26 protein-coding genes are annotated in these 26,414 nt (G+C 47.6%); 12 read left to right on the top strand and 14 right to left on the bottom strand.

The features are described 5' to 3' along the window. The first annotated feature begins 67 nt into the window (after positions 1-67). Positions 68-325 carry a hypothetical protein gene (locus C9J01_RS24330; protein ID WP_107300712.1) on the top strand — a complete coding sequence of 86 codons (258 nt, stop codon included), beginning with the start codon at positions 68-70 and terminating at the stop codon, positions 323-325. A 62-nt stretch (positions 326-387) separates the two neighbouring features. Next, complete coding sequence (locus C9J01_RS24325; RefSeq protein WP_107300711.1) at positions 388-840, top strand: hypothetical protein; 453 nt, start codon at positions 388-390, stop codon at positions 838-840. Positions 841-1,116: 276 nt separating this feature from the next. On the opposite strand, the gene C9J01_RS24320 is transcribed toward C9J01_RS24325, so the two are convergent. From C9J01_RS24320 to C9J01_RS24280, 8 genes are all read right to left on the bottom strand, one after another. After that, positions 1,117-2,439 (bottom strand): hypothetical protein, encoded by a 1,323-nt coding sequence (locus C9J01_RS24320; protein WP_107300710.1) that lies wholly within the window; start codon positions 2,437-2,439, stop codon positions 1,117-1,119. A 121-nt stretch (positions 2,440-2,560) separates the two neighbouring features. Next, positions 2,561-3,061 carry a hypothetical protein gene (locus tag C9J01_RS24315; protein ID WP_107300709.1) on the bottom strand — a complete coding sequence of 167 codons (501 nt, stop codon included), beginning with the start codon at positions 3,059-3,061 and terminating at the stop codon, positions 2,561-2,563. 153 nt (positions 3,062-3,214) lie between these two features. Then, positions 3,215-3,658, bottom strand: coding sequence for a hypothetical protein (locus C9J01_RS24310; RefSeq protein ID WP_107300708.1), 444 nt, complete (start codon positions 3,656-3,658; stop codon positions 3,215-3,217). Between the two features lie 140 nt (positions 3,659-3,798). Further along, positions 3,799-4,848 carry a DUF4062 domain-containing protein gene (locus C9J01_RS24300; RefSeq protein ID WP_107300706.1) on the bottom strand — a complete coding sequence of 350 codons (1,050 nt, stop codon included), beginning with the start codon at positions 4,846-4,848 and terminating at the stop codon, positions 3,799-3,801. A gap of 381 nt (positions 4,849-5,229) precedes the next feature. Next, positions 5,230-5,859, bottom strand: a complete 630-nt coding sequence (locus C9J01_RS24295) for a bifunctional 4-hydroxy-2-oxoglutarate aldolase/2-dehydro-3-deoxy-phosphogluconate aldolase (protein WP_107300705.1) — start codon at positions 5,857-5,859, stop codon at positions 5,230-5,232. Position 5,860: 1 nt separating this feature from the next. Further along, positions 5,861-6,790 (bottom strand): sugar kinase, encoded by a 930-nt coding sequence (locus C9J01_RS24290; protein WP_107300704.1) that lies wholly within the window; start codon positions 6,788-6,790, stop codon positions 5,861-5,863. A 56-nt stretch (positions 6,791-6,846) separates the two neighbouring features. Continuing rightward, positions 6,847-7,503 carry an RraA family protein gene (locus tag C9J01_RS24285; protein ID WP_107300703.1) on the bottom strand — a complete coding sequence of 219 codons (657 nt, stop codon included), beginning with the start codon at positions 7,501-7,503 and terminating at the stop codon, positions 6,847-6,849. A gap of 42 nt (positions 7,504-7,545) precedes the next feature. Continuing rightward, the gene (locus C9J01_RS24280; RefSeq protein WP_107300702.1) at positions 7,546-8,505 is read right to left on the bottom strand and encodes a C-terminal binding protein; all 960 of its coding nucleotides are present in this window, start codon (positions 8,503-8,505) and stop codon (positions 7,546-7,548) included. A 214-nt stretch (positions 8,506-8,719) separates the two neighbouring features. Between C9J01_RS24280 and C9J01_RS24275 the strand changes: the two genes are divergently transcribed. The 4 genes from C9J01_RS24275 to C9J01_RS24260 all read left to right on the top strand — a co-directional run bounded on the left by C9J01_RS24275 (position 8,720) and on the right by C9J01_RS24260 (position 12,374). After that, the gene (locus tag C9J01_RS24275; protein ID WP_107300701.1) at positions 8,720-9,691 is read left to right on the top strand and encodes a TRAP transporter substrate-binding protein; all 972 of its coding nucleotides are present in this window, start codon (positions 8,720-8,722) and stop codon (positions 9,689-9,691) included. Between the two features lie 48 nt (positions 9,692-9,739). Continuing rightward, positions 9,740-10,312, top strand: coding sequence for a TRAP transporter small permease (locus C9J01_RS24270; RefSeq protein ID WP_107300700.1), 573 nt, complete (start codon positions 9,740-9,742; stop codon positions 10,310-10,312). Position 10,313: 1 nt separating this feature from the next. Beyond that, on the top strand, positions 10,314-11,624 hold the full coding sequence (locus C9J01_RS24265; RefSeq protein ID WP_107300699.1) for a TRAP transporter large permease: 1,311 nt from the start codon (positions 10,314-10,316) through the stop codon (positions 11,622-11,624). A gap of 102 nt (positions 11,625-11,726) precedes the next feature. After that, the gene (locus C9J01_RS24260; protein WP_107300698.1) at positions 11,727-12,374 is read left to right on the top strand and encodes a GntR family transcriptional regulator; all 648 of its coding nucleotides are present in this window, start codon (positions 11,727-11,729) and stop codon (positions 12,372-12,374) included. 84 nt (positions 12,375-12,458) lie between these two features. Here the strand turns inward: C9J01_RS24260 and tcuB are convergent, their stop codons facing one another. From tcuB to C9J01_RS24240, 4 genes are read right to left on the bottom strand one after another with little or no spacing between them, the layout of a single operon-like run. Beyond that, positions 12,459-13,598, bottom strand: coding sequence for a tricarballylate utilization 4Fe-4S protein TcuB (gene tcuB / locus C9J01_RS24255; protein ID WP_107300697.1), 1,140 nt, complete (start codon positions 13,596-13,598; stop codon positions 12,459-12,461). After that, on the bottom strand, positions 13,582-14,979 hold the full coding sequence (tcuA, locus tag C9J01_RS24250) for an FAD-dependent tricarballylate dehydrogenase TcuA (RefSeq protein WP_107300696.1): 1,398 nt from the start codon (positions 14,977-14,979) through the stop codon (positions 13,582-13,584). The genes tcuB and tcuA overlap by 17 nt, the downstream gene beginning before the upstream one ends. Positions 14,980-14,991: 12 nt before the next feature. After that, positions 14,992-16,947: a tripartite tricarboxylate transporter permease gene (locus tag C9J01_RS24245; RefSeq protein WP_107300695.1), complete on the bottom strand. Its 1,956-nt coding sequence runs from the start codon at positions 16,945-16,947 to the stop codon at positions 14,992-14,994. A gap of 9 nt (positions 16,948-16,956) precedes the next feature. Then, on the bottom strand, positions 16,957-18,042 hold the full coding sequence (locus C9J01_RS24240) for a Bug family tripartite tricarboxylate transporter substrate binding protein (RefSeq protein ID WP_107300694.1): 1,086 nt from the start codon (positions 18,040-18,042) through the stop codon (positions 16,957-16,959). 258 nt (positions 18,043-18,300) lie between these two features. Here C9J01_RS24240 and C9J01_RS24235 point away from each other — a divergent pair, with 258 nt between their 5' ends. Both C9J01_RS24235 and C9J01_RS24230 read left to right on the top strand, forming a co-directional pair. After that, positions 18,301-19,062, top strand: a complete 762-nt coding sequence (locus tag C9J01_RS24235; protein ID WP_107300693.1) for a sulfite exporter TauE/SafE family protein — start codon at positions 18,301-18,303, stop codon at positions 19,060-19,062. A 43-nt stretch (positions 19,063-19,105) separates the two neighbouring features. Then, positions 19,106-19,813 (top strand): GntR family transcriptional regulator, encoded by a 708-nt coding sequence (locus C9J01_RS24230; RefSeq protein ID WP_107300692.1) that lies wholly within the window; start codon positions 19,106-19,108, stop codon positions 19,811-19,813. Between the two features lie 80 nt (positions 19,814-19,893). Here C9J01_RS24230 and C9J01_RS24225 read toward each other — a convergent pair whose 3' ends face one another. After that, positions 19,894-20,868 carry an NAD(P)H-dependent oxidoreductase gene (locus C9J01_RS24225; protein WP_107300691.1) on the bottom strand — a complete coding sequence of 325 codons (975 nt, stop codon included), beginning with the start codon at positions 20,866-20,868 and terminating at the stop codon, positions 19,894-19,896. 144 nt (positions 20,869-21,012) lie between these two features. Here C9J01_RS24225 and C9J01_RS24220 point away from each other — a divergent pair, with 144 nt between their 5' ends. Beyond that, a complete protein-coding gene (locus C9J01_RS24220) occupies positions 21,013-21,912 on the top strand; it encodes a LysR family transcriptional regulator (protein WP_107300690.1) in 900 nt (299 codons plus the stop codon). On the opposite strand, the gene C9J01_RS24215 is transcribed toward C9J01_RS24220, so the two are convergent. Beyond that, the gene (locus C9J01_RS24215; protein WP_107300689.1) at positions 21,913-22,656 is read right to left on the bottom strand and encodes a FadR/GntR family transcriptional regulator; all 744 of its coding nucleotides are present in this window, start codon (positions 22,654-22,656) and stop codon (positions 21,913-21,915) included. It lies immediately after the preceding gene. Between the two features lie 232 nt (positions 22,657-22,888). Here C9J01_RS24215 and C9J01_RS24210 point away from each other — a divergent pair, with 232 nt between their 5' ends. The 3 genes from C9J01_RS24210 (at position 22,889) to C9J01_RS24200 (ending at position 26,374) form a co-directional block, all read left to right on the top strand. Then, positions 22,889-24,148, top strand: coding sequence for a M20 family metallo-hydrolase (locus C9J01_RS24210; protein WP_107300688.1), 1,260 nt, complete (start codon positions 22,889-22,891; stop codon positions 24,146-24,148). 106 nt (positions 24,149-24,254) lie between these two features. Next, entirely contained in the window at positions 24,255-25,646 is a 1,392-nt protein-coding gene (locus tag C9J01_RS24205; protein WP_107300687.1) for a YfcC family protein, read from the top strand. 23 nt (positions 25,647-25,669) lie between these two features. Next, a complete protein-coding gene (locus C9J01_RS24200) occupies positions 25,670-26,374 on the top strand; it encodes a DUF1028 domain-containing protein (protein WP_107300686.1) in 705 nt (234 codons plus the stop codon). Positions 26,375-26,414 lie beyond the last annotated feature (40 nt).

Genomic DNA, 26,414 nt, shown 5'->3' with positions numbered 1-26,414 from the left:
ACTTTACCTCTTAAAGATGAATGACTCAGGCTTTCTATTTCTGTAGGTTGATGATAGGAGATTAAGAATGAAAAAAACACACGTTGGATTCAACATTCCAGGACAAGAAAATGTATATATCGAGAGGTTTTATAACGACGAAGGAACAGTAGCAGTCAATACTATTCTGAGCTGCCCAGATGCCAATTGGAGCTATAGTATGGACATTTTATCAGAAGAAGAATTTGAGTTATTAACTGATAGAGATGTACATCAAAGTGACAAAGAAGGTATTTACATACAACACCTTGGCGGTGAAGTAATCGAATACTTTACGTTTTACTAATTTACACCTGTTAAGTAAAGCAGTTAACGCAGATCAAAACACTAGACTAAAGGGAGAGGTTTGTGGCTAATCGAAGTCCAGAACAAGACTTGATTGATGGTTTCATTAGTTCATTGTCACGTATAGAGGACGCTGATTATCGAATACAAACTTTAATCAATAGTAACTGTAAAGCTAAAAAATTTGCTGACATAGAATATGTCTCACATAGTGGTCAACGATGGGCTATTGAAGCTAAAAGTAATGATTCAAAAGATGCTCACAACTCAGTACACAAGATTTTCGGTGAGCTACTAAAAGAAACAGGACGAAATGAGATACAGGAACGCTCCATTGGTATACTAATCCCATTAGATGCAATAGCGTTCTACAGTCGATTGTTTCAAGCTATAGATAGAGATAAATTCATTAGATTTGGCACCTTAATCCCTGTGAAGAGTGTCTTTGCGTATGGTGACGCTGAACTTAAAATGATGTCTTGGCCAGAGCTGTACGACGCATTTAAGGCTAACTAACGTTAGCTACAAAAAAGCCCCAATTAAGGGGCTTATTCATTTGAAAGCTAAACATCGTTACGAGCTGTAGGGCATGACGACCCCTTAAACTTTCCCCCCGTATTACTAGACGGGGCATCAAATCAATGCCGCTACACTGTAACAAGCCCTCAAGCAAAACCTATTTTTTGCTTAGATTTATAACGCCTAACATAAGGTGCGCTACGGTGAACTAGCCAAGCATACCGTACTCCACACCAAAACCGCCGAGTGTAATGCGTCACCTTGATGTTTTTGTTAAATGCTGGAAACTACAAATTTAACATCGTAACCAGATAACACATGATCTGGCCACTCATCCGTGATTAATGACACCTGCTTATTTCCGTAAACCTCAATCAAGTTTTCAGCACACATAATTGCATTCTTCATATTATCGGAAAGAGGTAATTTTAAGCTAGATTGACATAATAACTCTGCCATCTCTGATAACTCATTCAGCGCTATTACTTCCCTACTTTTGTCGTTGATATTCAGTTTTAACTTTAATGTTATTGCTACATCCTGTGAACCTTCAACGTAATACGCAATATTATCAGGAATTAACCCATCTCCAAGCTCATGCATCGGTGATAATGCAACCCATTCATTACCGTATTGATTATTATAAAAACCTGTTTTCAACCCTTTGTGTGATAGATACTCTTTGGCTTCATATGGCGACCAACCATCTTCAGGAGAGATGTCCAGAGGATGTTTTTCAGCACGTCTTACTTTATGTATATGTGCAAATGTTTTAAACATATCGCCACATGAGTTGATATTATTTCTTGCCACATGACTAGACCACCTTTCTAATAACCTAGTACGGCAGTTAAACAACAAAAATGCACAAGTCAAAGTAGTGTATCTAAGCCAATTGCTTTTGATTGAATACCTTAATCTGACAGAGACTTGCTCGTAAGTTGTATAGACCATCATTATAAAAATAAAAGGAAGGTAAAACAGTGTTAATAATGGTGGAACAATAAAATCATACAACGTTTTCTCTTTTGCAATTTCGCCAAAATTTGTAATTAACATATATATAGTATAGCCAATCACAAATAAGCCAAAAGTAGACAGTAGGTATTCAAGCAACCGTTTAACCACAACATATTTTTTGTCAGTACCAGCTATTGCTAACATCGCACCAATAAATGCTAATAAGGGAACTAAAACTACCTCCGCCAACAACGGAAAACTATAGACACTAACCACAAACTGAATAATTGCTAGTAACTTCAGATTACCAACTACTGAATGCTTAAAAAAATTCTCGTCAGTTTTAATCGTCTCAAGTTTAAAGAGTGACATCAAACCAACAGAAGCCCCCCAAAACAATGTGTTCTTTACTTGCTCTACATTCCATAAGCCCATCTCGGATAACATATAGACAATCGTGCCCATATAAATAATCATCAGCGATAGCACAGACATTATATTTTTCACAAAAAAGGCTTCTATAACACGTTTAAATGATTTTCTAACATCCTTCATTTTTGGGGATTTTATAACATAAAATGAAATAGCCACAACCCAAAGAGCTATAGCTAATTCTCTATTATTAAATATTTCCACGATACCTCCCTGCAGCATTTAACGCCGCGGTAAGCTGCGGCTATGTAGTTGATTGTGTTGTGGCAGCGTAGCGACCGCCACATAAACAAGCGACGGAATAGCCGTCAGTTTGACCGCCTTGTTAGCCCTTAGTTTGTTCAAGAATTTTATTGTACTCTTCTTCGCTTATTGGCCTGACTTCAAACACCCAAAAAGGTCTATTTGAGTAGCCCTCATCTTTTAACATTTCGCTTATTTCAAATTGAAAATCATGATTATAGAAAGGGTGAGGAGTTTTATGAGCTTTAACTTGCTCTGGATAGCTTAAAGCCATGACTAAACGTGGCGATATTTTGTGTACATTAGCTCGCCACCCTTCGTCGTATTGATATTTATAGTTACCCTTAATAAAGCGATCCACCTTTTCTTGCAAATAGGCGACCTCTCTTGACTCATTGTAACTATCTACCGCAGAATTTATCCCCCAAATTACCAGCGTTCCAGCGCCAGCGATAAATGCTAATGCCCCAATACCGATAGCTAACCCCTTCCAGTGCTTTAATAGTATTGCTCCAATACCAGTAAAAATAATACTTGCAACCAGAGAGGCTATTACATTGGTCCAAAACTCAGGAATTTCCATAAATCATCCTTGTTAATTAAATGGGGGGCTAACGCCCAATTAAGGTGTGAAGCACGCTTCCACAACACTCAACTTGAACACTGTAATCACTTAACTTAACCAAAGCCAAAAATGCCAAGCGTGCTGAATCACTATTAAATTGTTATAACGCTTTTACACTGGCCTTTCGTAACTATCTAAGAAAGCTTGCACCTCATCAGGAATAGGAATGTCTAAAAGCTTTATATTCTCAACAGCACACTCTATTGCCCAAAAAGCTTCAACCTCTATTGGATAATAGAGTTTAGCCATACTGTCAGCTGCGTTATCCATATGCTTTATTGTATTTTTACCGTTAAGTAGAAGCTTTTGTAGCTTTTTCCTATCGTTAAAACCAAAGTCAATCTTCTCTTGGATTTTTAATAAATTATCAACAGACTCGGAGTGTCTATCGGGTTTTCCAGTAAGCACCCTTACAAATTTTCCTAGAAGCTCCTCAGAAACACAGGCTAAATTCATTGAAGTGAAGTAGCGACTATGTAGGTCGTATTCATCAACGGCAGCTTCTAAATATTCTAGAGCAATTTTAACTTTTGAATACTCATGCATTTCAGACATTGCACCCAACTTCCAAATCGTTATAACGCCCTGTTAAGGTGTGAGCAACGCAATACCAAAGCCACCGCATACCACCTTAAACACTAAACGCAACGCATAGCAAAAATGCCAAGCGTTGCGAATCACTCTTGAACAGATTGTTAGCTTTCTTTTTCTCCCGTGTTTTCTGGAGATTCTTGATCGATTAAGCCCTTTTCAAGTTGAATTCTACGTAACTCTCTAATTAAATTTTCACCCTCAAAGGATAATGACCAATAGTCATTTTTATCACTTACAGGATGTTTCTTATCGCTTGGTTTTATTAAGTTTAATGCTGACAAATCTGCCAACCAGTGGCTAACATGATTTGTTGGAACTGGAGCATATGCCCTCACATTTACCACGCCATAATACAAAGCAATATCACCACCTATTTTCTCTGGCGTGTTCTCTACCATCAAATTAGGTGCAATTGCTTGAAAAATGCCGAGTAAAGTTCCGTCTTTAGGTTCACTCCAGTCTGTAGCTCCATTTTCAAAAATGTAAATTTTTGCTTTATTTTTCCGAAGAATTTCAAACGTTTTTTCACTTTGTGTTTCTTCGGCTTTTCGACTTATATCTTGTTGTTCTAACTCTTTTACTTGCTCTCTTAACCCTGCATTTTCTTGACTAAGCCTTGTTAACTCTTTAACTAACTCTGGCGAATTAGATACTGTGTCAGAGCGAACCCAACCGACTCTTGGTGTAGTTTGCATAGATTTCATCAAAGCTATGGAAACCTTAGCATGGAGTTCATCTTTGGAACTCCAAAAATCCACAAGGCGACTTTTTATTTTAGACTTGAACAATTCCAGCGATTGTCTTCTCTCGGGAGCTGTTTCCATTTTGTCAGCAGACCAACTTGCAGTGTCAGCAAGTACAAAACCAAGAACAGGAACAGATTTACTCACTGCATAATCGTATTCTTTTTCTGTATAGCTAATCCCGTCAGCTGTAACAGAACCATACTTATGAGCAGCGATAATTACATAGTAATCCGACTCATCGATCTGCCTCTGGATTATTTTCCACTGCTCTTCATCTGCTGCACTAAACATTTCCATCCCAACAGGAATATGTCCCATTTCCAAAATGGCTTTGATAACTTGATCACGCTCAACCTTTAAATCTTCGTAAGTAGAGCTAACGAAAATCTGAAATTTCTTATCCATTTTTAACCTATAATTTTACGATATCTGATAAGTTCGACACGAAAGCTAACATTTTATTCTGCGATCTTGTTTCGCATATCCACCATTAAGCAATCCGGTAGACATTATGGTTGTTATGTTAAACGCCCAACTTAGCTTGCTTTTTCAAGCCACTCATTCACATAACATATCAATACTCTTATTTTTGCATATGAGTGTTTGCAAAACCATACTCTTATGGCTTGAAAGTTAGTGACTTATCCAGAAGGCGATTTAGGTCAAACAAAGTGAAGTTTGTTTGGTGCTGCGGTGCTGGGATCTGGCTCAAAATAAAATTCTTTCTATAGAAAAAAGCCGGCATGGTGCCGGCTTGGGTAATAGTTAGTTATCTTCGCTTTGAAATTATGCTGCAGCTGTTGATACTGCCGAGCGGATGAGTTGACCGAGTTCGTCCCATTTGCCTTGGGCAATCAGGGATTTATCGATCATCCAAGAGCCGCCGCAACAGATAACGTTTGGCTGGGCAAGGTAGTTGTGGAGATTTTCTGGATTCACCCCTCCTGTTGGCATGAATTTTAGTTGTTGGTATGGCGCTGCAATGGCCTTGAGGGTCTTTACGCCACCGTTGGCTTCGGCAGGGAAAAACTTCAGCGTATTCAAGGCAAAGTTCATTGCCTGCTCCATCTCACCGGGTGTTGCGACACCGGGAATAATGTCAATGTCGTTCTCGACACAGTACTTCACGGTTATCGGGTTAAAGCCCGGGGAAACCACCATATGTGCGCCAGCATCGACAGCCTGTTGCGCTTGTTTGGGCGAGGTAACGGTACCTGCAATAACTAATAAATTAGGATACTGCTGGCTCATGACACGAATAGCGTCAAGGGCGACCGGGCTACGTAGAGTAACTTCGGCAATCGGCAAGCCATTATCAACCAGTGCCTTGGCAAGTGGAGCAGCGTCTTCCAGCCGGTCTATTTGGATAACTGGGACGACTTTCATCTCTTCGAGGATCTGTCGTGCGTTGTCCATGCTATTTAACCTCTGCGATGAAGGCTTCTACCTGGGCTTGGGTTGGGATCGGAGCAACGGCTCCATAGCCAGTGGTTGTAAGTGCTGCTGCGGAGTTGGCGTAAAATAGAGCATCTTCCAAAGACTTGTCCTTGACGACTTGGCTCAGGAATGCACCCGAGAAACAGTCGCCAGCACCTGTTGCGTCAACAGTATTGACCTTGTGGCCACCGGTGGTGAAACGGCGATCAGCGGTTGCGACCATAGCACCGTCAGCACCCATTTTGAGGATTACATTCTTTGCCCCTAGGTTTAGGTAGAAGTCGGCAACTGCGTTGGCATCTTCAAGCCCTGTCAGCATACGGGCTTCATCAAGGCTCGGCATACAGAAATCAACCAGGCGGGCGGTTTCATGGATCACTGCGCGGGCTCGTGATAGCGGCCATAACTTCAGGCGAAGGTTGGTATCGAAAGAAACAAGAGTATTGTTCTCTTTGGCAATTTCAATTGCCTTGAAAACGGCATCACTGGAGCTGTCGCTGATAGCATGTGTGATTGCCGAAGTATGGAGGAGTTTGGCTTGGGCAATAGCTTGCTCTGGAAGTTTCTCTGGGTTGACCAATGATGCCGCTGAACCTTTTCGGTAAAAGGTAAAGTGATGGCCACGCTCGTCGTGGCTGATGAAGTAGATTCCCGTTGGGGCATCTGGGTGACGCTCAACCCATTGGGTATCGACGCCTTCCTGCTGCCATAAATCAACGAACTGATCACCGAAAACATCATTACCTAGGTGTGCGAGCATGGCAACTTTGGCGCCCTGCCGTGAGGCACTGACTGCGAAGTTGGAAGTGTCGCCACCGAAACCACTCAGGTAAGAAATAGGGCCTTGCTGATCCGGCAGTTGGCTGAACTCAAAAAGTGGTTCACCAAAAGAAAGAATGTCGATGCTCATAATATTTGTCCTTGTTCAGGCGGCTTGCGCCGCCTGTGATTGATACGGGGTGTGAATTAGATGCGGCCGTATTTCGCTAGGCCTTCACGGAGTGAACCAGATTGAATAATTAGACGGGCTTGCTCCAGTTCGCGGTCGTCGATTGACTTTGCAACTTCCAGTACGTCCAATACCTTGTCTTTCGGTACACATACCACGCCGTCGATATCACCGATGATCAAGTCGCCCGGGTAGATAGTGACTTCGCCGATGGTCACAGGTTTGTTAGAGCTAACCGTTTTAAAGCGACCCAGTGTTGTCCCCGGTGAAACTGTTTTTGCGTAAACTGGGAAGTCGTAGTCGCGGCGGATTTCAGCCAAGTCGCGTAAACCACCGTTCAATACTGCCCCTTCGTGCTTGTTGGCTACCGCGCCAGCTGTCATCAGGCCACCCCATACTGCAACAGTCTCTAGTGCTGCACAGCCAGAAATCACGATGACCGAACCTTCTTCAGATTCGTCGATAGCATCCAGTGCGTGCTGTGGAGGAAGGTTTTCTTCAGCAATGTCTTCAAGAATGGTTACTGCTGGACCAACGATTTTCTTTTCGTTGATACGGTTTTTGATCTCAAATGGAAGGAACGTCGTTTCGCCAATAATTTGATCACAGGCATCTGCGATAGAAGCTGTTGAGAAAATAGAGCGGTAACCTTCGATGATATCTTTGCTAAACATAGTCTTGTCCTGTTTGAATAAAGTTTGAAATAGTGAAATTAATTAACGGTTAACCCAGTTTTGTGGTGCCTGTCCGTCGAAGACGCGAAGGACTTCTTTGGCACCTTTGTGCTGGAGTTCAATAACGGATTCTTCGGTGAACCACGCGGTGTGGTCGGTACAAATCGCATTTGGCAGCGACAACAATGGGTGGTCGTGGGCAACAGGTTCTTGTTCGAATACATCGATACCTGCAGCAAAAATCTGGTTTTCTTTCAATGCGTGGTACAGGGCGGTTTCATCCACCAAACCGCCGCGCCCGGTGTTTACCAAAATGGCGCTTGGCTTCATGGTCGCCAGAACGTCGGCATTGATCATGTGGCGGGTATGCTGGTTTAACGGTGCATGCAGGGAGATGAAATCTGCCTCCTGACACAGGGTTTCTAAGCTCACGCTGACCACACCTGCTTCTTTGGCTTGTTCCGGTGTCAGTGCCGGGTCTGAAACCAACACTGATTTAAAGCCAAGGCCCGATGCTTTTTCGGCAAAGCTGCGGGCAATGCGACCAAAGCCAACCACACCGAGTACCTTGCCTCCTAGGCGGAACATAGGTTCGCTTTGTCCCATCCCCCATTTTCCTTGGCGGACATCAGCATCGCGAGTTGGGATACGGCGTGTTGCAGCCAGCATAAGGGCGACAGCATGCTCAGCCACATCTTCTGAACCGTAGTCCGGTACGTTCGCGACATATATTCCCTTTGCTTTTGCTGCCTTTAGGTCAATGTTGTCAACGCCTACCCCGTAGCGGACGATGACCTTACATTTCGCCATCACCTCAATCATTTCGGCATCAACTAGCGCTTCGCGAACCATCACGGCATCTGCATCTGCAATTTCTTTCATTACAACGGCTTTGTCTGTACCGATAGGTAATGCGGTGAAGTGCGCGTTGTGGGCTTTTAGCACTCGTTCTTCTTCTTGGTAGTGCAGGTATCCAGGTTCTATTACAACGACCTTTTTCATTGTCTCATCCTTAAATCTGACATGTTAGTTTTGATTTATTCTTGTTTCTGTATCCGATAAAAGACAAGCTTATTGGTTAAAAAATGTGACGAGATGCAATAAAAAACAGATAAAAACCACCCGAATTGGGCGAAATAAGACCGTGATCACTTGTTGTAATATAAAAATTGAACAACAATGACCTCGAAAACTAAAATGTCAAAAGGATCGACTGATGAGAAAAAGTACCCTATGTCTTACCCTCTCTCTTGCCCTGGCGGGAATCAGTGCTCAGGCTTATGCCGAAACCACTATTCGTGTGGGGCATGGCGCGGCGGATACCTACCACATGCATAAAGCGTGGGTAAAATTCAAAGAAATCGTGGAGCAAGAATCGAACAACGAAATTACTGTCGACATTTACCCCAACGGCCAGGTGGGAGGAGACCGCGAGCTGACAGAAGCGGTGCAGGCTGGCATCGTTGATATGACGGCACCGGTAGTAGAAGTCATGGCCGGTTGGGACCCTGCTTTTACCGTGCCGGGCCTTCCTTACACTTTCGCTAACCGTGAAGCGGCTTTGGAAGCACTCAACGGTGACTTTGGCAACAAGTTGCTAGCCAAGATGGATGACTTTGGCATTAAAGGTGTGGGCTGGATGGAAAATGGCATCCGTAACATCACCAGCAACAAAACAGTCACTGAGCCGAATGACTTACGTGGCGTGAAGATCCGCACCATGCAGGTGGAAGCTCACATGGATGCCTTCAAGTCGATGGGTGCCAACCCGACACCGATGTCGTTCAATGAAGTTTATTCGGCCCTGCAGCAAGGTGTAGTGGATGCACAGGAAAACCCGCTCGGGCACATTTACTCGTCACGCTTCTATGAGGTCCAGAGCAACCTGACGCTTTCAGGCCACGTATATTCGACCCATATGGTGCTGGCAAACCCTGACTTCTATTACAACCTTTCAGATGAAGACCGCGCCTTGGTGGAGTCGGCATTGTCTCGCGCCATTGATTATCAGCAGCAAGTCATTGCCGATGAGGAGCAATTACAACTGGCTGCAATGAAGGCAGCGGGAGTGAAAATTACCCAGCTAACGCCAGAACAGGTTGGTGCCTTCCAGGATGTAACAGCGCCTATCCGCGAAAAGTACTTCAAGATGGTTGAGCCTGAGCTGATCAACAGCTTGCCGCAGTAATGTGATGCGGCTTGGCAGCGCGGTGGCTGCCAAGCCAGGAGAACAAAAATGAAATGGTTGAGAGCTATCAACACAAACCTGGAAGCTTGGCTGATTAATTTCTTACTGGCTAATATTGTTTTTTGGATTTTTTTACAGGTGGTGATGCGCTACCTATTCAGTAACTCTATTCCTTGGAGTGAAGAATTCGTTCGCTGGTGTTTTATTTGGTTTATCTGGATTGGGGTGAGTTACGGCTTTAAAACCCGAAAACATATTTCGGTGACGGCACTGGTGAATATTTTGCCGCAGACAGTGCAGAGGGTGATCAGTCTGCTGGTCAATTTAGTCGTACTTTGGTGCATGGTTAAATTGTTCATCTACGGTTGGGATCAAATCATGAGCCCGATTATCGCTCGCCAGTCATCCATCGTGCTGTATTGGCCGTTGACAGAAACCCGGGTCAGCATGCAATGGCTTTACGCTTCGCTGCCGGCAGGGGCATTGCTGAGTGCCTTCCGTTTGGCACAAAACCTCCTTGAAGATATTCGAGATATGTTTGCTACCAAACAACAAGCAACTGAACAGAAATCAGAGGAAACAATATCGACTGGCCAAATGCAGCAGCAGGGAGGGAATTAAAATGGTTTCAACTACCTTATTCGGGGTCTTCTTATTGCTGGTCTTACTCGGGGCACCGGTGGCCATTTGTCTTGGGGTTTCGTCGCTTATTGTCTTGGAATACTTGCCGGGCACACCCAATATCACTTTGCTTGCAAAAAGCGCGGTGATGGGGGGGAACTCATTCCCACTGGTGGCAATCCCGTTGTTTGTTCTGGCGGGCGAAGTGATGCAGCGCGGTGGCCTATCGACCCGTATTGTTGGCGCAGCCTATAGCTTGGTCGGCCATTTCAAAGCAGGTTTGGCATATGTGAATGTACTGGCGAGTATGTTTTTTGCGGCCATTTCGGGCTCCTCTCCTGCCACCGTTGCGGCGATTGGTTCGAATATGATCCCCGAGATGGAGCGGGTGGGGTATAAGCGGCCTTTCTCGGCGGCATTGACTGCAGCTGCTGGAATTACTGGGGTGATGATCCCACCTTCCATCCCGCTCATCATTTATGGTGTTACTGCCAACCAGTCGATTGGTAAGTTGTTCCTGGCTGGGATTATTCCGGGCTTGATGTTTGGTCTTGGTTATATGCTGGTGGCTAAGATGACCATTAACAATAACCTTTCGCCGGCTAGCCGTGTTTCTCAAAAGATGGTGCAAGCCATTGAGGGGAGCCAAAAAGAACAGCAAGGTGGTTGGCGCCAACATTCTATTTGGGCATTGATTGTACCGGTGATCATCCTTGGTGGTATTTACGGGGGGATTTTCACTCCGACTGAGGCCGCAGGGGTTGCTGTTGTCTATGCCTTGTTTGTTAGCCTGTTTATTTATCGCGACCTGAAAATATCAGATTTAAACGGTGTCTTTTTAAAGGCTGGCCTGACTTCGGCGACAGTGCTTGTCATGGTTGTAATGGCGTCTTCGTTTGGCCGCTTGCTTACCCTTGAGCGGGTTCCGATGGAAGTGGCTAACTTCATTACAACCGTGTCAGAAAACCCATTGCTGGTATTGCTGCTGATTAACATTATGCTGTTGATTGTTGGTATGTTTATGGAAACAATCGCTTCGATTATTATCCTAACGCCGATCCTGCTACCTATCGTGCAAACAATGGGGATTGACCCGGTGCACTTTGGGGTAATAATGACAGTCAACTTGGCGATTGGTTTCTGTACGCCGCCACTAGGGGCTAACCTGTTTGTTGCCACCGGGGTTGCTAACGTTAGTTTGGAGGAGTTGGTGAAATCTATCTTGCCTTTCTTGCTGGCAATGGTGGTGATGTTGATGATGGTGACTTTTATACCGCAGCTGTCTTTGTTCCTACCGTCAATTCTTCTATAAGCTATTGATTGCTTTTGGAAAGAATAACAAGTAACTGGTATAATCACGCAGTACTCAATACGGGCAACGATAGGTTGCCCGTTTCATTGATAGTGAGCTTTTATGAAACAAGACCTTCTCAAAGACATAATTTACCGTCGAATCAGAGACATGATTGTTGTCGGTACACTACCGATGGGCATGAAGATATCGGAAACTGTGCTCGCAAACCGTTTGAATGCGACCAAAGCACCGATCCGAGACGCAATTAAACGTCTGCAAAGCGAAGGTCTGGTTCAAGTAAAACCGAAAAGTGGCACCTTTGTGTTTCACTTTACGGCTGAAGAGTTCCATGAGCTGCTTGAGTTCCGCTACCATATAGAATCTCAGGGGTTGAAGCTTTCATTCCAAAAGAACCCCAAGCAGCTTATCCAGGAGATGTGCTTTATTCTCGATAAGATGGAGTTGTGCATTAATTCGGGAAGCACTTTTGAGTATTTGAACCTTGATAACGAGTATCACCAGATCATGATTTCATTGTGTGATAACCGTTACTTTCAAGAATCCTACGATTTGATTTCGGCCCGTATGGCAACAGTTCGAAACCATCTTGGCAACAGCGAATCACATATGTTGCGCTCGTTTGTTCAGCACAAAGAGATTATCGAGTCGCTGAAGAATAATGATATCGAACATGCCCAGCACCAGTTGCTATGCCACATTCTTCCAGAACACGGCGCATTCTGGAATATGAAAAATATCAGTACCTGAGTGGTAAAACGCGGTACCTGTTAAGTGTTTTTAAAAATAAAAAGCCCGGTATCTACCGGGCTTTGTTGTATTGGTGGGGAACGGCTATTTCGCCTTAGCCTCTATCGCATTGCGGTTCAGTGCCGCGAAGCGATAGATGATATGGACAAACTTGCTAAATGGCATCGCGACAAACAAGGTGAACACGGTGCCGAGGTGGATAGCCAAGGTCATGCCCATCAACGAGGTGTCCCTGACTGCCAGTAGCAACAGCCCAGTGATGCTGACCAGCATCAGCAAAACTAAGAAGGCAACATCCATACCGAACATGCTTCTTACCGACGGTTGCTCGGCAAAGTTGATTTTGGTCCACAGCAACCCAGCAGGGCCGATGATCAGGCCTATCCCTCCCACAGTTCCCAGCACAACCGGTAGGCTGAAGTAAGGGTAAGGTGCCGGCCAGCCAAAGCCATAATCATAGACGGTGGCGACCGATGTTGCGGCAAAGCACAACAGGAAACCGTACATCATGAAGTGGTGGAACATCCTACGTGTATTGGAGAAAGATTCGTTTCGTGTATTACAGCCTTCGCCGTTGCCGCCAAGGTGGCGTAGGGTCAGGGCATCTTTCAATGCCGGGATCAGGTTATCTCGCGAGAAAAATTGTTTGAGGCTGTAGCCTGTTTTGCGCCAAAAGCCGACGAAGGACATCACCAAGGCGGCAATGACAAACAGCATGGCTCCTCCCATCAGGGCAACCATGGCGTTGTGAGGCATGATGGCATAGAAATCGCCTTGGTGTTCGCCGAACAAGACTTCCGGCGATTGGATAGCAATCGCGATCAGGATAGCCAAAGACACACTGACCAAGGTGAGCATCGAAACAAACAAGCCGTTATGGGCGATCAAACCAGACAGTTTGCCCGGCCAAGCATATTTCTTGTAAGTTTCGTTCCTCAAATCTCCCAGCGCTTTGGGCACATTGAGGTTGAACGGATGCGGCGCAGTGTACTGGCAGGCATGGTAGCAGCCTGTGCAGTTGTGGCAGAGGTTGGAGAGGTAATCCAGGTCTTCATCGCTGAACTCGCGCCGTTGCTGCATCGCCGGAAATACCGCACAAAAGCCCTCGCAATAACGGCAGGCATTACACACCTCCATAACCCTGCGGGCTTCTTGGACTTTGTCCTTATACTGGGTATTCCCCTTGTCGATGAAGATGATATCTTCCTCAAGAATTTGCGCCATGGCTTGCCTCCTTGCCTGCAATGCGTCCAAATACGGTTCCGATAGTCATGCCTAATCCGGCAAGGTAGCCTTTGCCCAATACGTTACCGGCCATCACTTCACCGGCTGCAAAGACATTTTTCGATGGTTGTCCGTCGGCCATCAGTGCCCTCGCATTTTCGTCCACTTTGACACCCAAGTAGGTGAAGGTAATGCCTGGGCGAAGAGGGTAGCCATAAAATGGCGGCTCGACGATTTTGCGTGCCCAGTGGGTTTTGGGCGGGGTTAGCCCCTCGGTACAACAGTCATCCAAGACAGTATTGTCGAATGTCCCCGGGGTAACGTGGGCGTTGAACTCGTCCACAGTCTGCTGCAGTTTGGCCGGATCCAACTTGAGCTTGGCCGCGAGTTCCTCAATGGAGTTGGCCTTGACCGGCGGAAATACCGAAGGCATGAAGTTGTTAATAGATTGGCTGTCGATGATGACATACCCGATCTGATCGGGCTGGGCGGCTACGAGGCGACCCCAAATCGCATAGCGTTTGGGCCAGAAGTCTTCCCCTTCATCATAGAAGCGCTCGCACTGGTTGTTGACCACAATACCGAAAGAAACGCAGTCGAGTCGGGTGACGATCCCGCCATCGAATTTAGGAGAGCGGGCATCAATGGCCACGGCATGGCATTGGTCTGGCTCGCCGACAGGCTGGAAGCCGTTATTGATAAGCTCTTTGAGCAAGCGGCCTTTGTTGTAAGGGGTACCGCGGATAATAAAGTTCTCTGCCGCAGGCCCCCAGGCTTCTTTCAGCCAGTCGATGTTGGCTTGGAAACCACCTGCTGCCACCACTAAGCTGTTGGCGCGGATTTCATAGGGAAAGCCTTTGGCATTGACCACCGCTTTTTTGAACACGCCGTCTTCTATGACCAGTTCCTCGACTTCGGTGTCGTATTCGATTTCCACCCCCATTTTTTCTGCCGACAGGTAGTAGGCGTTCACCAAGGCTTTGCCGCCGCCAAGGAAAAACGCATTGGTTCGTGACAGGCTCAGGGTGCCGCTCAGCGATGGCTGGAAGCGGACGCCGTGGGATTTCATCCACTCACGGACACTTTCAGACTCGCGGATAGCCATGCGGGCAAGTTTTTCATCGGTATTGCCGCCGGTGACCCGCATCAGGTCTTCCCAGTATTCGTCTTCGGAATAGCTTTCGCTCAATACGTCCTGCGGCTCGCTGTGCATGCAGCGCAGGTTTCGGGTATGGCGGCTGTTACCGCCGCGAAAGACTTTGGGGGCGTGTTCGATCACCAGAACCGACGCGCCTTGCTCCCTGGCACTGATGGCAGCACAGAGTGCGGCATTGCCACCTCCTACAACCAATACATCCCAGTGTTTTGATAAATCAGCCATTGATTTGCTCCGTTACCAGCCCATAGAGTGCTGGACTAGTGTTAATAATTGTTCGCCTACCACGCCGCTCGGGTATTCCAGCACCATGACGTAAGACATGGTTTCTAATACCCCGAGCGTCAGCCCTGTCAGCACGGCAGTCCGTGTCCAGCTGGCGTTGGCTTCTTTGCGAAGGAAAGTGATATAGAAAAGGGTCACAGCGGGCAGGAACCCGGCCAAGATTACAGTTCCGGCGAAACCACCAAACCACCACAGGTAGTAGTAAAACGAGCGTTGGTATTGGTTGTCATTTTCCAGATCTTGCAGCTCGACAGCCGCGGTTTGGGTACGCCCAAGCCGCCATAGGTGCCAGGCCATGGCAATGATCATGGCGAGGCTCACGATTCCGCCAAACACACCACCGAGTAAGCTCAACTGAAGCGCTTCGTAGCCAGCCCAGATAAAGAAAATCAGTATCACTGCGGTAAATAGCTTTTGCTCGGTTGAAATCTTGGTTGATGCTTGTGAAATTTCCGGCTTGGGTTGTTTTTTGAAACTAAACCAAAGCGACGCTGCCGTTAGCAGGGCAATAATGATAGTGCCGGGGCGCAGGAACATCTCAGCGCCGTAAAACTGCATCGCTTGGTAAAGGTAAGTTTCGATGTTTCCTGCCAGGACAAAGCCAATCAGGAATGCCGGTCGAGGCCATTCGAACCGCTTCATGGCCAAACCAAGGATACCGACAGCAAACAAGGTCAGTAGGTCGCTGATATCCCTTGTCGCTTGGAAGGCAGCAAAACTGATCACGACCAGCATGAACGGTGCCATCAGGGCGTAGGGAATCGTAGTGAGCTTGGCGACTTGGCGCGAGAACAGCAAACACAGTCCGGCTCCGAAAATGTTTGCGATGGCCAGAGACCAGACGATGGTATAGGTAAGCCCGAGGTTGTCACTGACCATAGAAGGACCAGGCTCGATGCCAATTAACACCATGCCGCCGAGGAACACCGCCATACTGCCGGAACCGGGGATGCCAAATAGCAGTGTCGGAATTAGGCCGCCACCTTCCTTGGCGTTATTGGCAGACTCGGGAGCCAATACACCCCGTACGTCGCCCTTACCAAACTCGCTATTATCTTTGGCACTTTGTTTGACGTGGCCGTAGGCGATCCAATCCACTACGTTGCCACCCAAACCCGGAATAGCTCCAATCATGGCACCGATAGAGGCACACCTGACACATAACCAGCGGTAGAGCCACATGTCGCGGATCCCCTGTACCCAGCCAGAGCGCAACTCGCCCTGGGAGATAGCACCGCCTTGACGCAGCAGGTAGATGATTTCGGGAAAGGCGAAAATGCCCAGTGCCACTACCACTAAGGGTAAGCCATCGTAGAGGTAGAACATGCCAAGTGTCATGCGCTCTTCACCAGTTGCAGGAGCACTGCCCACACTACCAAGCAATAGGCCAAGGCCACACGCCATCAGGCCTTTGCTGATACTGTTGCCAGCCAACACCCCAACCATACTGAGTCCCAATATTGCCAGCATGAATAACTCTGCCGAACCGAGGCTGAGGATCAGTGGCCTTGCGACCAAGACAAACACGGTTAAGATCAGGGCGCCGAATACCCCGCCGAATAGCGATGCGGAAAAGGCAGCACCAAGTGCCCGAGCAGCCTGGCCTTTTTTGGCCATCGGGAAGCCATCGAGTACGGTGGCCTGTGAGGCACTGGAGCCAGGGATCCCCATCAAAACCGAAGTGAAGGTATCGGAGGTTGGGATCACCGCAACCAACCCGATCAGCATTGCCAATGCAGGTACGGTGTCCATCCCGTAGAGAAACGGTAGCAATAGCGAAAGGCCGACGATGCCGCCGAGGCCAGGGAAGACCCCGACCGCGAGCCCCATTAGTACCCCAGCCAGCATGTACAGCATGCTTTGGGGCTGGAATACTTCAGCTAGTGCTAAAAAGAGAGTATCGAACATACATCACCTCTAGAATCGGGCGTTGAATCGTTCTTTTAACCAAGCTTGGACCCAGGCCTGATCGTCCTTGCTGATTGCTGTCGCTTGTTTGTAGAGCGTGCCTATATTGTCACCTGTCGCAGGGCTATAAGCCCCTAAAGCCAGCTTTGATGCTTGGATGAACTCAGGGTTATTGGCGATTTTCTCAAAGGCAGCTTTATAGGTAGAAATCACCTCGGGATCGGCATTTTTAGGCAGCAAGACCAGTTTTTGGGCAGGGAAGCCGGGGATGAAAAAGGCTTTCCAGGCTTCAAAGGCAGGGCCAGACGGTGCCTTACCATGGATAGATTCATAAACTTCGGCAAAGTGCGGTAGGTCTGGGAACGACGGGTCGCGAATAAGGTTGCCTTGTGAGTCAAGCGCCCCCCAACTCATCAAGGGAACAGCTTTGCCTTCTTCGACGAGAGGAGTCACTTTCGACAAATAAGCCGACGATGTCTGGTAATCCAGGTTCACTTCGCCACGTTCGAATGCCAACCGCGCTGCACCTTTCCCAGTCATACCAAATACTGGTTTGACGTCCATCCCGAGTAGTTCAAAAGCCAGAAGGGGAATAAGATCGAGAGAGGTTGGGCCCTGACTACCGTAGGTAAGTGCCGACTGGGTATTTACTAACTTTTCAGCAGTATCAATATTCAATTCTGGGTTTACGTATACCACCCCACCAGATGGCGAGGCAAAAACGGCTTCCCAGTCAAGGTAGTCATAACGAACACGCTTATCATCCAAAAGCCATGGCAGCTGGGTTGTCCCAGAGGTACCCAGTAACATCAATCCGTCTTTACGGGCCCGTTTCTGGAAGAAGTTGGCACCTTTTATCGAGCTTCCTCCCGGCATGTTCTTAATAACAATAGCTGGCTGACCTGGTAGGGCATCTGTGAGGTAAGGAGCGATAAAGCGTGCCCAGCGGTCAGTACCGCCACCTTCTTTAAATGGGATCACCCACTCGATGCGCTTGCCGCTAAAGTCTGTCTCAGCCACCGCAGGGGCAGAGATACTGATGGTGGAGATGGCGGCAATAAACACACCGGAAATAAGCCGTTTGAATTTGTTCATGTTCGCTTCCTGTATATCCGTTCGGGTAGGAGGTGTTGTTGTTTTTATTTTGTATTGCATTGTATACAATGCAATACAATAATTAACAATATATCAACATCGGTCAATAAGTGAGCGCCAAAGTATGAGCTGAATCGACTTTTTTATTTGGTATCTGTGGTGTCATCAGGTGTTGGAAATGATGTGTTAGTACATTTAAGTTTATTTAAAACAATGCTTTAATTGTTATTGTGAATAGAAGGGAGCAAGGGGAGACTGATGGAGCAGTTTTACGAGTGGTTCAAACCTTCAGTGTTAACAGAATTGCAATTTGCCATTCTGATTTCATTGAGTTTTGTAACATCGGCGATAACGGCAATCATGGGGGTTGGCGGTGGTGCGGCCTTGATTGCGGTTATGGCGAGCTTTATGCCGGCAGCGGCGATCATTCCTGTTCATGCAATGGTACAGCTCGGCAGCAATGGCGGCCGTTTATTGCTGATGCGCCGGCATGTTGTCCGCCATTTCGTGTTGTGGTTTGTGGTCGGAACAACCATTGGGGCCATGATTGGCGGCAATATCGCCGTGTCTTTGGAGCCGGCCTATATCCAGTTGATCTTGGGCGGATTTATCCTTTTCAGTTGCTGGGTACCCATTGCCTCTGCGCTCAATGGCAAAAAGAGCCTGACCTTGCTCGGTTCGCTGACTTCATTCTTGACTATGTTCGTTGGGGCAACGGGACCGTTTGTCATGGCCTCTATGCGTCATGTTATTAATGACAAGCAAAAATTGGTTGGCACTATGGCTGCGCTAATGACCGCGCAGCATTTGATCAAGGCGGTAGTCTTCGGTGTGCTGGGCTTTGCGTTTGCCGAATGGCTAGGCGTTATTTTGCTTATGATTTGTAGTGGTTTTTTTGGCACAATGGCAGGCAAGGCATTACTTGAGCGGGTTTCAAACGAAAGGTTCCAGCTAGCGTTGCGAATTATGCTGACCTTGCTGGCGTTGAGGATGCTGTGGTCTGCGTTCGGGCAACTGTAATAGCCGGGCGTCGAGCGACTCGCTGATTTGAAAAGGAAGATAGATGAATACGATAGCGGCCTTATCTGCTGAGGATTTTAGCTTCGAGCTTGAAGCAGAGGAACAAAGTGCTATTGAGGGTACTTCGCGGTCGGAGTTTGCTTATCACATGCTGCGAATGGCCCTGCAGCGAGGGGTGTTCAAGCCGGGTCAGCGCTTGAGAGAAGTCGAATTATCAACGGCACTGAATGTAAGCCGTACCCCTATCCGCGAAGCGCTGCACCGCCTTGCTAATGATGGCCTGCTGACTATCAGTGCAAATAAGGGGGTGGCCGTAGCGCAGTTGGATATCCAGCAGGTAATGGAGCTCTACACCATGCGCGAAATCCTGGAAGGGGCTGCTGCAGGGCTAGCCGCGACGCGGGCGTCGGACATGGAAGTGATGCTAATGCAGCAGTTGCTGGATGAAGACCGGCAGTCGGCGGCGGATGATTATGCCCGCCATGCCCTGATGAACCGCCGGTTCCACCGTACCATTTACCAAGCGGCCCATAACCCGTATTTGCTCCGTTCGCTCGATGGCCTGCGTGATGCGATGGCCTTGCTTGGCAAAACAACCTTGAGCGACCCAACCCGTTGGCAAACCGCCCTTGAAGAGCATCAGGCGATGGTTGATGCAATTAAAAATCGTGATGCCTCCGAGGCAGAAAAGCTCGCTCGCTCCCATGTCCAAAATGCGCTCAAAGAGCGTATGAAGCAGTTCATGCAGTAACTGTTGCTGACAAGCATAATAAAAACAGCGCCGCCTTCGATAAGAAAGCGGCGCTGTTTATTTTCAGGAACTGTTTATTTTCAGTCGTTGTTCACTGGCTCGACAAGGTAGTCATGGATAGTGACTTTTCCTTCATCAAGACTTACCGACCAGGTTTCGTTGACCAACAGGTTTACACTCTCACCCTTGAGTGCTGAATCCTCAAAGCTCTCGGCTTGTAGGCGGATACGAAGTTCAACCTGGTACAAGTTAGCTTGCGTGTCACCTTGCGGTTTGACTTCAACCTGTTCCACTTGGTGGTCACAGCCCGGTTTGAAGGTTGCTCGGGCGATGGCATACCAGTCACGGAAGCCTTCGTGGCCGATAAAGGTACCTTCCGGCATGGTAATGTTCACATCATCGGCCAGAAACTCGGTGAAGAAAGCATTCTCTTCCGGCAGTTTGTCGAACTCTGCGAACCAGTTGGCGACGAACTTCTGGATCTGGTTGTCGGCTGAGCCAGTAATTGTTGTGATTTGCGTCATCAGTGCAGCTGCATGGTCACGGGCACGACTTTCTACATCTTCCTGGGTGTTGTATACACCAGGAATGTAGACCATGCGGTGGCTGTAAACCGGTTTGTGGTACACCATGCCAGCAAGGTAGGCAGTCTGCTGCAGTGGGTACATGAATAGCTCAACCGTGAAGTGGTTGTAACCCAGCGGATCGTAAGACTCTTCCGGCCCACCGATGGTGAAAGAAAGAATGAAGTCTTTGCCCTTCAACTTATCGCCTTTTGAGCCATAAGCAAAGTTGTATGAGAAAACATCGTCGAGATATTTCTTCAGCAGTGCCGGCATTGAGTACCAGTAGAACGGGAACTGCAGTACAACGACATCAGCCTTCAGTAGTGCTTGCTGCTCTGCTGCCACGTCGATTTGGTAGTCTGGGTATAGGCTGTCTAAGCGGCGTACTTCAACGCTGTCCAAGCCTTGTTGCAGTGACTCCAAGATCACTGTGTTGGTGTAAGATTCGTTTAGGTTTGGGTGACCAGAAATTACCAGTACGTTGCTCATTGTTTTGCTCCCGTTCGTATCGCTCTCGATTTGATGGGATAAGTGTATCTAGCCTTATTGGTAATTTTTAGATGACGTTTTCTTAATTTATTATTAGGCTAAAGCTTATAATGCTTATTCAGTTGTCATTTCAGTGAGGCGAGTGTGAACGGTGCAACCTACAACCAGCTAATGATGTTCCACACCATAGTTAACGAGGGCAGTATTTCCAGTGCGGCACGCAAACTTGAGATTGCCCCGCCATCGGTGAGTCAGGCGCTGAAGACCCTCGAGCAGCAAATGGGGCTACCTTTGTTTACCCGCACTACCCGAAGGATAGAGTTGACCGAAGCGGGCCTGCTTCTGTTCGAGCGAACCCAGGGGGCGATGTCGGAACTCAACTTTGCCGTCGAGAGTGTGAAGGACTTGAGTGAGGACCCATCCGGTAAGGTACGGATCACCACTCCCCGGTTTGCCTATCAGTACCTGCTCAAGCCGATTTATGTCGAGTTCTGCCAGCGCTATCCCAATATCCAGTTGGAAATATCTATCAATGATGCGGCGGTCAATATCATTAGCGACGGCTTTGATATGGGTATTCGCTTCGGTGACCGAGTTGAAGAGGGCATGGTGGCCCGCCAACTTACGCCGCCGACTAGGGAGTCCTTGTTCGCTTCTCCAGAATATATTGATAAGCATGGCATGCCTGGCACGCCGGACGATTTGAAACAGCATAAGCTGATCCAGTACCGTTTTATCGCTTCCAACCAACTGGCACCGCTGAGGTTGAATAATCAAGGGCAGGATTTAACGGTAGATATGCCGCTCGGGTTAGTCGTCAATGATACCGATGTGATGGTGGATGCGGCGGTCAATGGCTTGGGTATAGGCCGGGTGATAGAGCCGATGATTGCTGATTTGCTGGCGGATAAACAGCTCGTGCCCGTATTGGAGCCTTATTGGTACCCCTATTCTGGCCTTTATGTGTATTTCCACCAAAACACACAGAAGGCCAAGCGGGTGCGGGTTTTTATCGATTATTTGGTCGAGAAGTTGGCTAGCTGATTATTCTTGCAAAAACTTCTGTGCCACTTCGACTTCTTGCTCTTTCATCAGCTGGTGGGCGGTTTGCATGTGTTGTTGCATGATGCTTTTCGCCAGCGGTGCGTCTCCTGCTCGAAGGGCTTCAACCAGTTGCTGTTGGCTTTGTATGCCTGTTTGCCACAACTCATGATTTTCAGGCTCATAGAGCTTTTTGTAGATAGTGAGATCGGTGAGCATTTGTGCTGTGAAGCGAACAATGAATTTCAATAGCTCGTTGCTTGAATAACTGGCGAGCAAGCTGTGGAACTCAATGGCAGCAATATGGTGCTCCCGCTCCTGGAAGATATCGGTTGGCGGGGTGCTGTACTTTTCTATTTGCGACTCAAGCTGTTGCAGTTGTGGTTCTGACAGTTTACCTGCCAACATGGCTGCGACATCTGGCTCAAGCGATTGTCGGACTTGGTAAAGATCGGAAATAGAAAGATCTTTGAAGAACAGATAATTACTTAGTAGTGACTGTGCTTTGCTTTCTCCCATTTCAGCAACAAACGCACCGCCTTTGGGGCCAGTTTTGGTCGCCAAGATCCCTTGTGCTTCCAAAATACGCATACTCTCACGGACGGTGCTTTTCGACGCATCAAAAAGCTCCATGACCTGTAGCTCGTTGGGAAGTCGATCACCAGGCTGTAAATTCTGTTCGACAATCCATGATTTGATTGACTCAGCAAGTTGTTGGGTTCGTCTGCCTTTCGTACTGCCTGCCACAATTACCTCGAAGTGCTTTGTTGCTACTGAATGGACTTGCTGTTAGCGGTTGATTCTTACCAATAATTTATCTCTTGTCATCATTTTTTCTCACCGGAAAGACGATTAAAAGTATGCCTATAAAGGATTATTATTGGCAAAAGTTCATCATTTATCATGATAAATAGCTTTATTTTGGTATTTATCATGATAAATTACAGCCAATCATGAGCAAAAAAAGACCGATTGATACATGACTGGACTAAAGGAATGCGCCAGCCTGACTTGGGAATGGTTGGAAGAAATAGCAGGTTGTTCGCAAACATCGAACCCAGATATTGAGGGGGTGACTCGGTTGTGTGCTTCGAAGGAGCACCGCCAAGCGAATGGCAAATTACGCCAATGGATGCTGGCTGCTGGTATGCAAGTCAGATTGGATAATGCCGCCAACTTGATTGGGCGTTATCAAAGTAAAGCGCCTAATGCCAAAACGCTGATCTTCGGATCGCACCAAGATACAGTACCCAATGGCGGTAAGTACGATGGCATTCTCGGTGTTATTGCGCCTTTGGCTCTAGTCCATCAGTTCAACAGCAACAATACCGAGTTTCCTTTCCACATTGATGTGATTGCGTTTAGCGACGAGGAAGGCACGCGCTTCCAGTCAACCTTGCTTGGTTCAAAGGCTATTTCGGGCACATTTGATCCACTGATGCTAGAGGCCACTGATGCACAGGGAATGACTATGCGCGAGGCGCTAGCACAGTTTGGTTGCCGTCCTGAGCTTATCGAAAACGATGCCTATCAATCTGATGAGGTGTTGGGGTTTGTCGAGCTTCATATCGAGCAAGGGCCGCAGCTTGAGCAGGCCGGGCTACCAGTCGGTATTGTTAGTGCTATTACAGGTATCGAGCGCCATACCTTGTCGATAAAGGGCAAGGCAGGACATGCCGGTACGGTACCGATGAACATGCGCCAAGATGCCTTGGTTGGTGCGGCGCAGGTTATCCATAACTTCGACCAGTTGTGTAAGAGCCAAGAGGATTTGGTGGGCGTGGTAGGGAAAATCGAAAACTTCCCGAATGGCGTCAATGTGATCCCGCAACAGACAGATATCACCATTGAGCTACGTTCGCCGAACGACAGCTCACGTCTAGCAGCGCGCTCGGAACTATTAGCAGAGATTGAAGAACTCATGGCGGCATACAACCTGTGTTATGTGCACAAGCTGAGTTATGAACAGTCTGCAGTGACATGCTCGGAGAGTTTGTCGTCGCTGTTGGCACAGGCGACATCGGCGGTAGGTATTGAGCCTATGCACTTATTCAGCGGCGCGGGGCATGACGGTTTGGCGGTTACTCACCTCACCGATATTGCCATGTTGTTTATGCGCTGTAAGAATGGCGTCAGCCATCACCCTGATGAAGCGATCACTCAAGCAGATTTATTGTCGTCGCTTGAGGTGCTTCAGCAATTTTGTCTATTGCTCAAAAGCGATAGCACCTGTAGCTAGGATTGCCTACAGAGTTTAGGACAAGGCCTGTTTCGCTGGCGTCATTGAGATGTGCGGAATTCCAGTGAATGCAGGCTGATAATTAGGTACGACGGAGAAAAAAGATATGGATATGACAGACAAGATGGCTTCAGAGGCAAAGCGCCCTTGGTATAAAAATATGCCTGACCCTATGGTGCTGATTTTTATGATTTTGGTTGCGACTTATGCGCTGACCTTTATTGTGCCAGCCGGTGAGTTCGAGCGCATTGTCGCCAATGGCCGCACCACAGTAGTCCCTGAGTCTTTTGCCTATTTAACCGATACTCCAGCGGTTCACTTTTTTGATATTTTTGTCGCCATTCCACAGGGGCTGATCAGCGCAGCGCCCTACCTGTTTATCGTGTTTATAGCTGGCGGCTTATTCCACATTTTGCAAAAGACGGGTGCACTTGAAAATGCCATTGGTGTGGCAGTAAATAAAGTCGGCGTTAAAAACCGTAACGTTATCATCACTGTTGGTACCTTTATTTATGGTTTCTTCGGTGTTGCCGTCGGTTTTGAAAACAATATTGCCTTGGTGCCAGTAGCTGTGTTGATTTCAGCAGCGGTGGGTTATTCCTCCCTTGTGGGAACCGTAATGGCAGTTGGCGGTATTGGTATTGGTTTTGCCCTGTCGCCAATCAATCCTTATACCGTGGGCGTTGCTCAGGGAATTGCAGAGTTGCCTACTTTCTCTGGGGCGTGGCTTCGTACCTTGATGGTGCTGACCTCTCTGGCTCTTTTGGCGTACTTCATTTGTGCCAAAGTGACAAAAATGGACTTCAAAGAGCCTGAAGGTGTTGAAGGGCTGAAGAAAGATCTTTCTGACTATCAACTGGGCGGCAAAGACAAAGCCACATTAGGTGTTTTCTTGGCTGGCCTTGGCATCATGCTATACGGCGTGTTCGCCAACGGTTGGTATATCAATGAAATTGCTGGCCTTTTCCTGCTAATGGCGATTGCTATCGGCATGGTTAACGGGCTAAGTGCCAACGGTATCGTCAAGCAGATGATGGAAGGCGCTTCTGGGGTGACGGCGGGTGCGCTAGTTATCGGTGTGGCTGCCTCTATTCAGGTTATTTTGGACCAAGCCCAGATCATCGACACCATTGTTAATGCATTGAGCTCGCTAATTCAGGATATGCCTATCGCGGTATCGGCTATTGTTGCCAGTGTGGTTCAGGGCGTTATTAACCTATTTGTTCCGTCAGGTTCAGGCCAGGCAATGGTCACCATGCCTATTCTTGTACCTGTTGCAGATTTGGTGGGTATGAGCCGTCAGTTGATGATCACTGCATTCCAAGTCGGTGACGGCCTGACGAACCTGATTGTTCCAACGTCTGGCGGTACGCTTGCGATGCTGGCTCTAGGCCGTGTGTCTTATGAGCAATGGCTGAAGGCGATTTTGCCATTCATGGTGCTGGTTTACGCTCTATGTTGGGTTGCACTCTTCATCGGCCAATTAGTCGGTTATTAATTGGCTTTACAGACTGAGAATCTATGACGATTTCACTTATTCACTTTAACCCAGAGACAGGGACTTCTGCATCTATCACAGCAACCGGTGGTGTGTCCGTCGGTGGCTATGTGAACCATAGCTGGCGTGGTCTAGGAGGATGTGCCACCCAAGGGCTATTCACTAACCCTTGGTATGCCGAGAAAGCGAAGCAGCTATTGGCTGTGGACTATCAGAGCGGTGCGGTTATCGAGCGGTTGAAAAGTGAAGATGCTGGATTTGAGCAGCGCCAGTGTATGGTGATGGACAAGCATGGCACGGCGGCATTCATTCATGGCAACGAGAACATTCCTGTTGTCGGCTCGGTAGCTTTTCCGCATATTGCTGTCGCTGGCAATATGCTGGAGAACGAGAGCGTACTGCATGGCTTTGCTGAAAGCTTTATCCATGCGGTATGTACCAACCCTGAACTGGTGTTGCAACATAACGCGGTGCCAAGCTATTGCGAAGATTATGAGCAATCATTACCCGAAGTATTGATTAGCGCTTTGGAAGCGGCGCTCGCAAGTGGCGGTGATAAGCGGGGAACTTATTCGGCTTCGCTGCGTGTTGAAAGCCTGACTCAAGCTCCAATTGATATCCGGGTGGATTGGTCTGATAGGAGCTTGATTACCGATATGCGCAAGGTGTTGGGGCACGTAAGAGGTGATAGCTTCCAGTCGTTCTTGAGCCAATTACCGACAGCGTAATCTTTCACTTGATGGAATCTATTTATGACAGAGCCTGCAT

The organism is Photobacterium rosenbergii (genome assembly GCF_003026455.1).
Lineage (GTDB): Bacteria > Pseudomonadota > Gammaproteobacteria > Enterobacterales > Vibrionaceae > Photobacterium > Photobacterium rosenbergii.
This window is presented reverse-complemented; position numbering and strand designations above follow the sequence as displayed.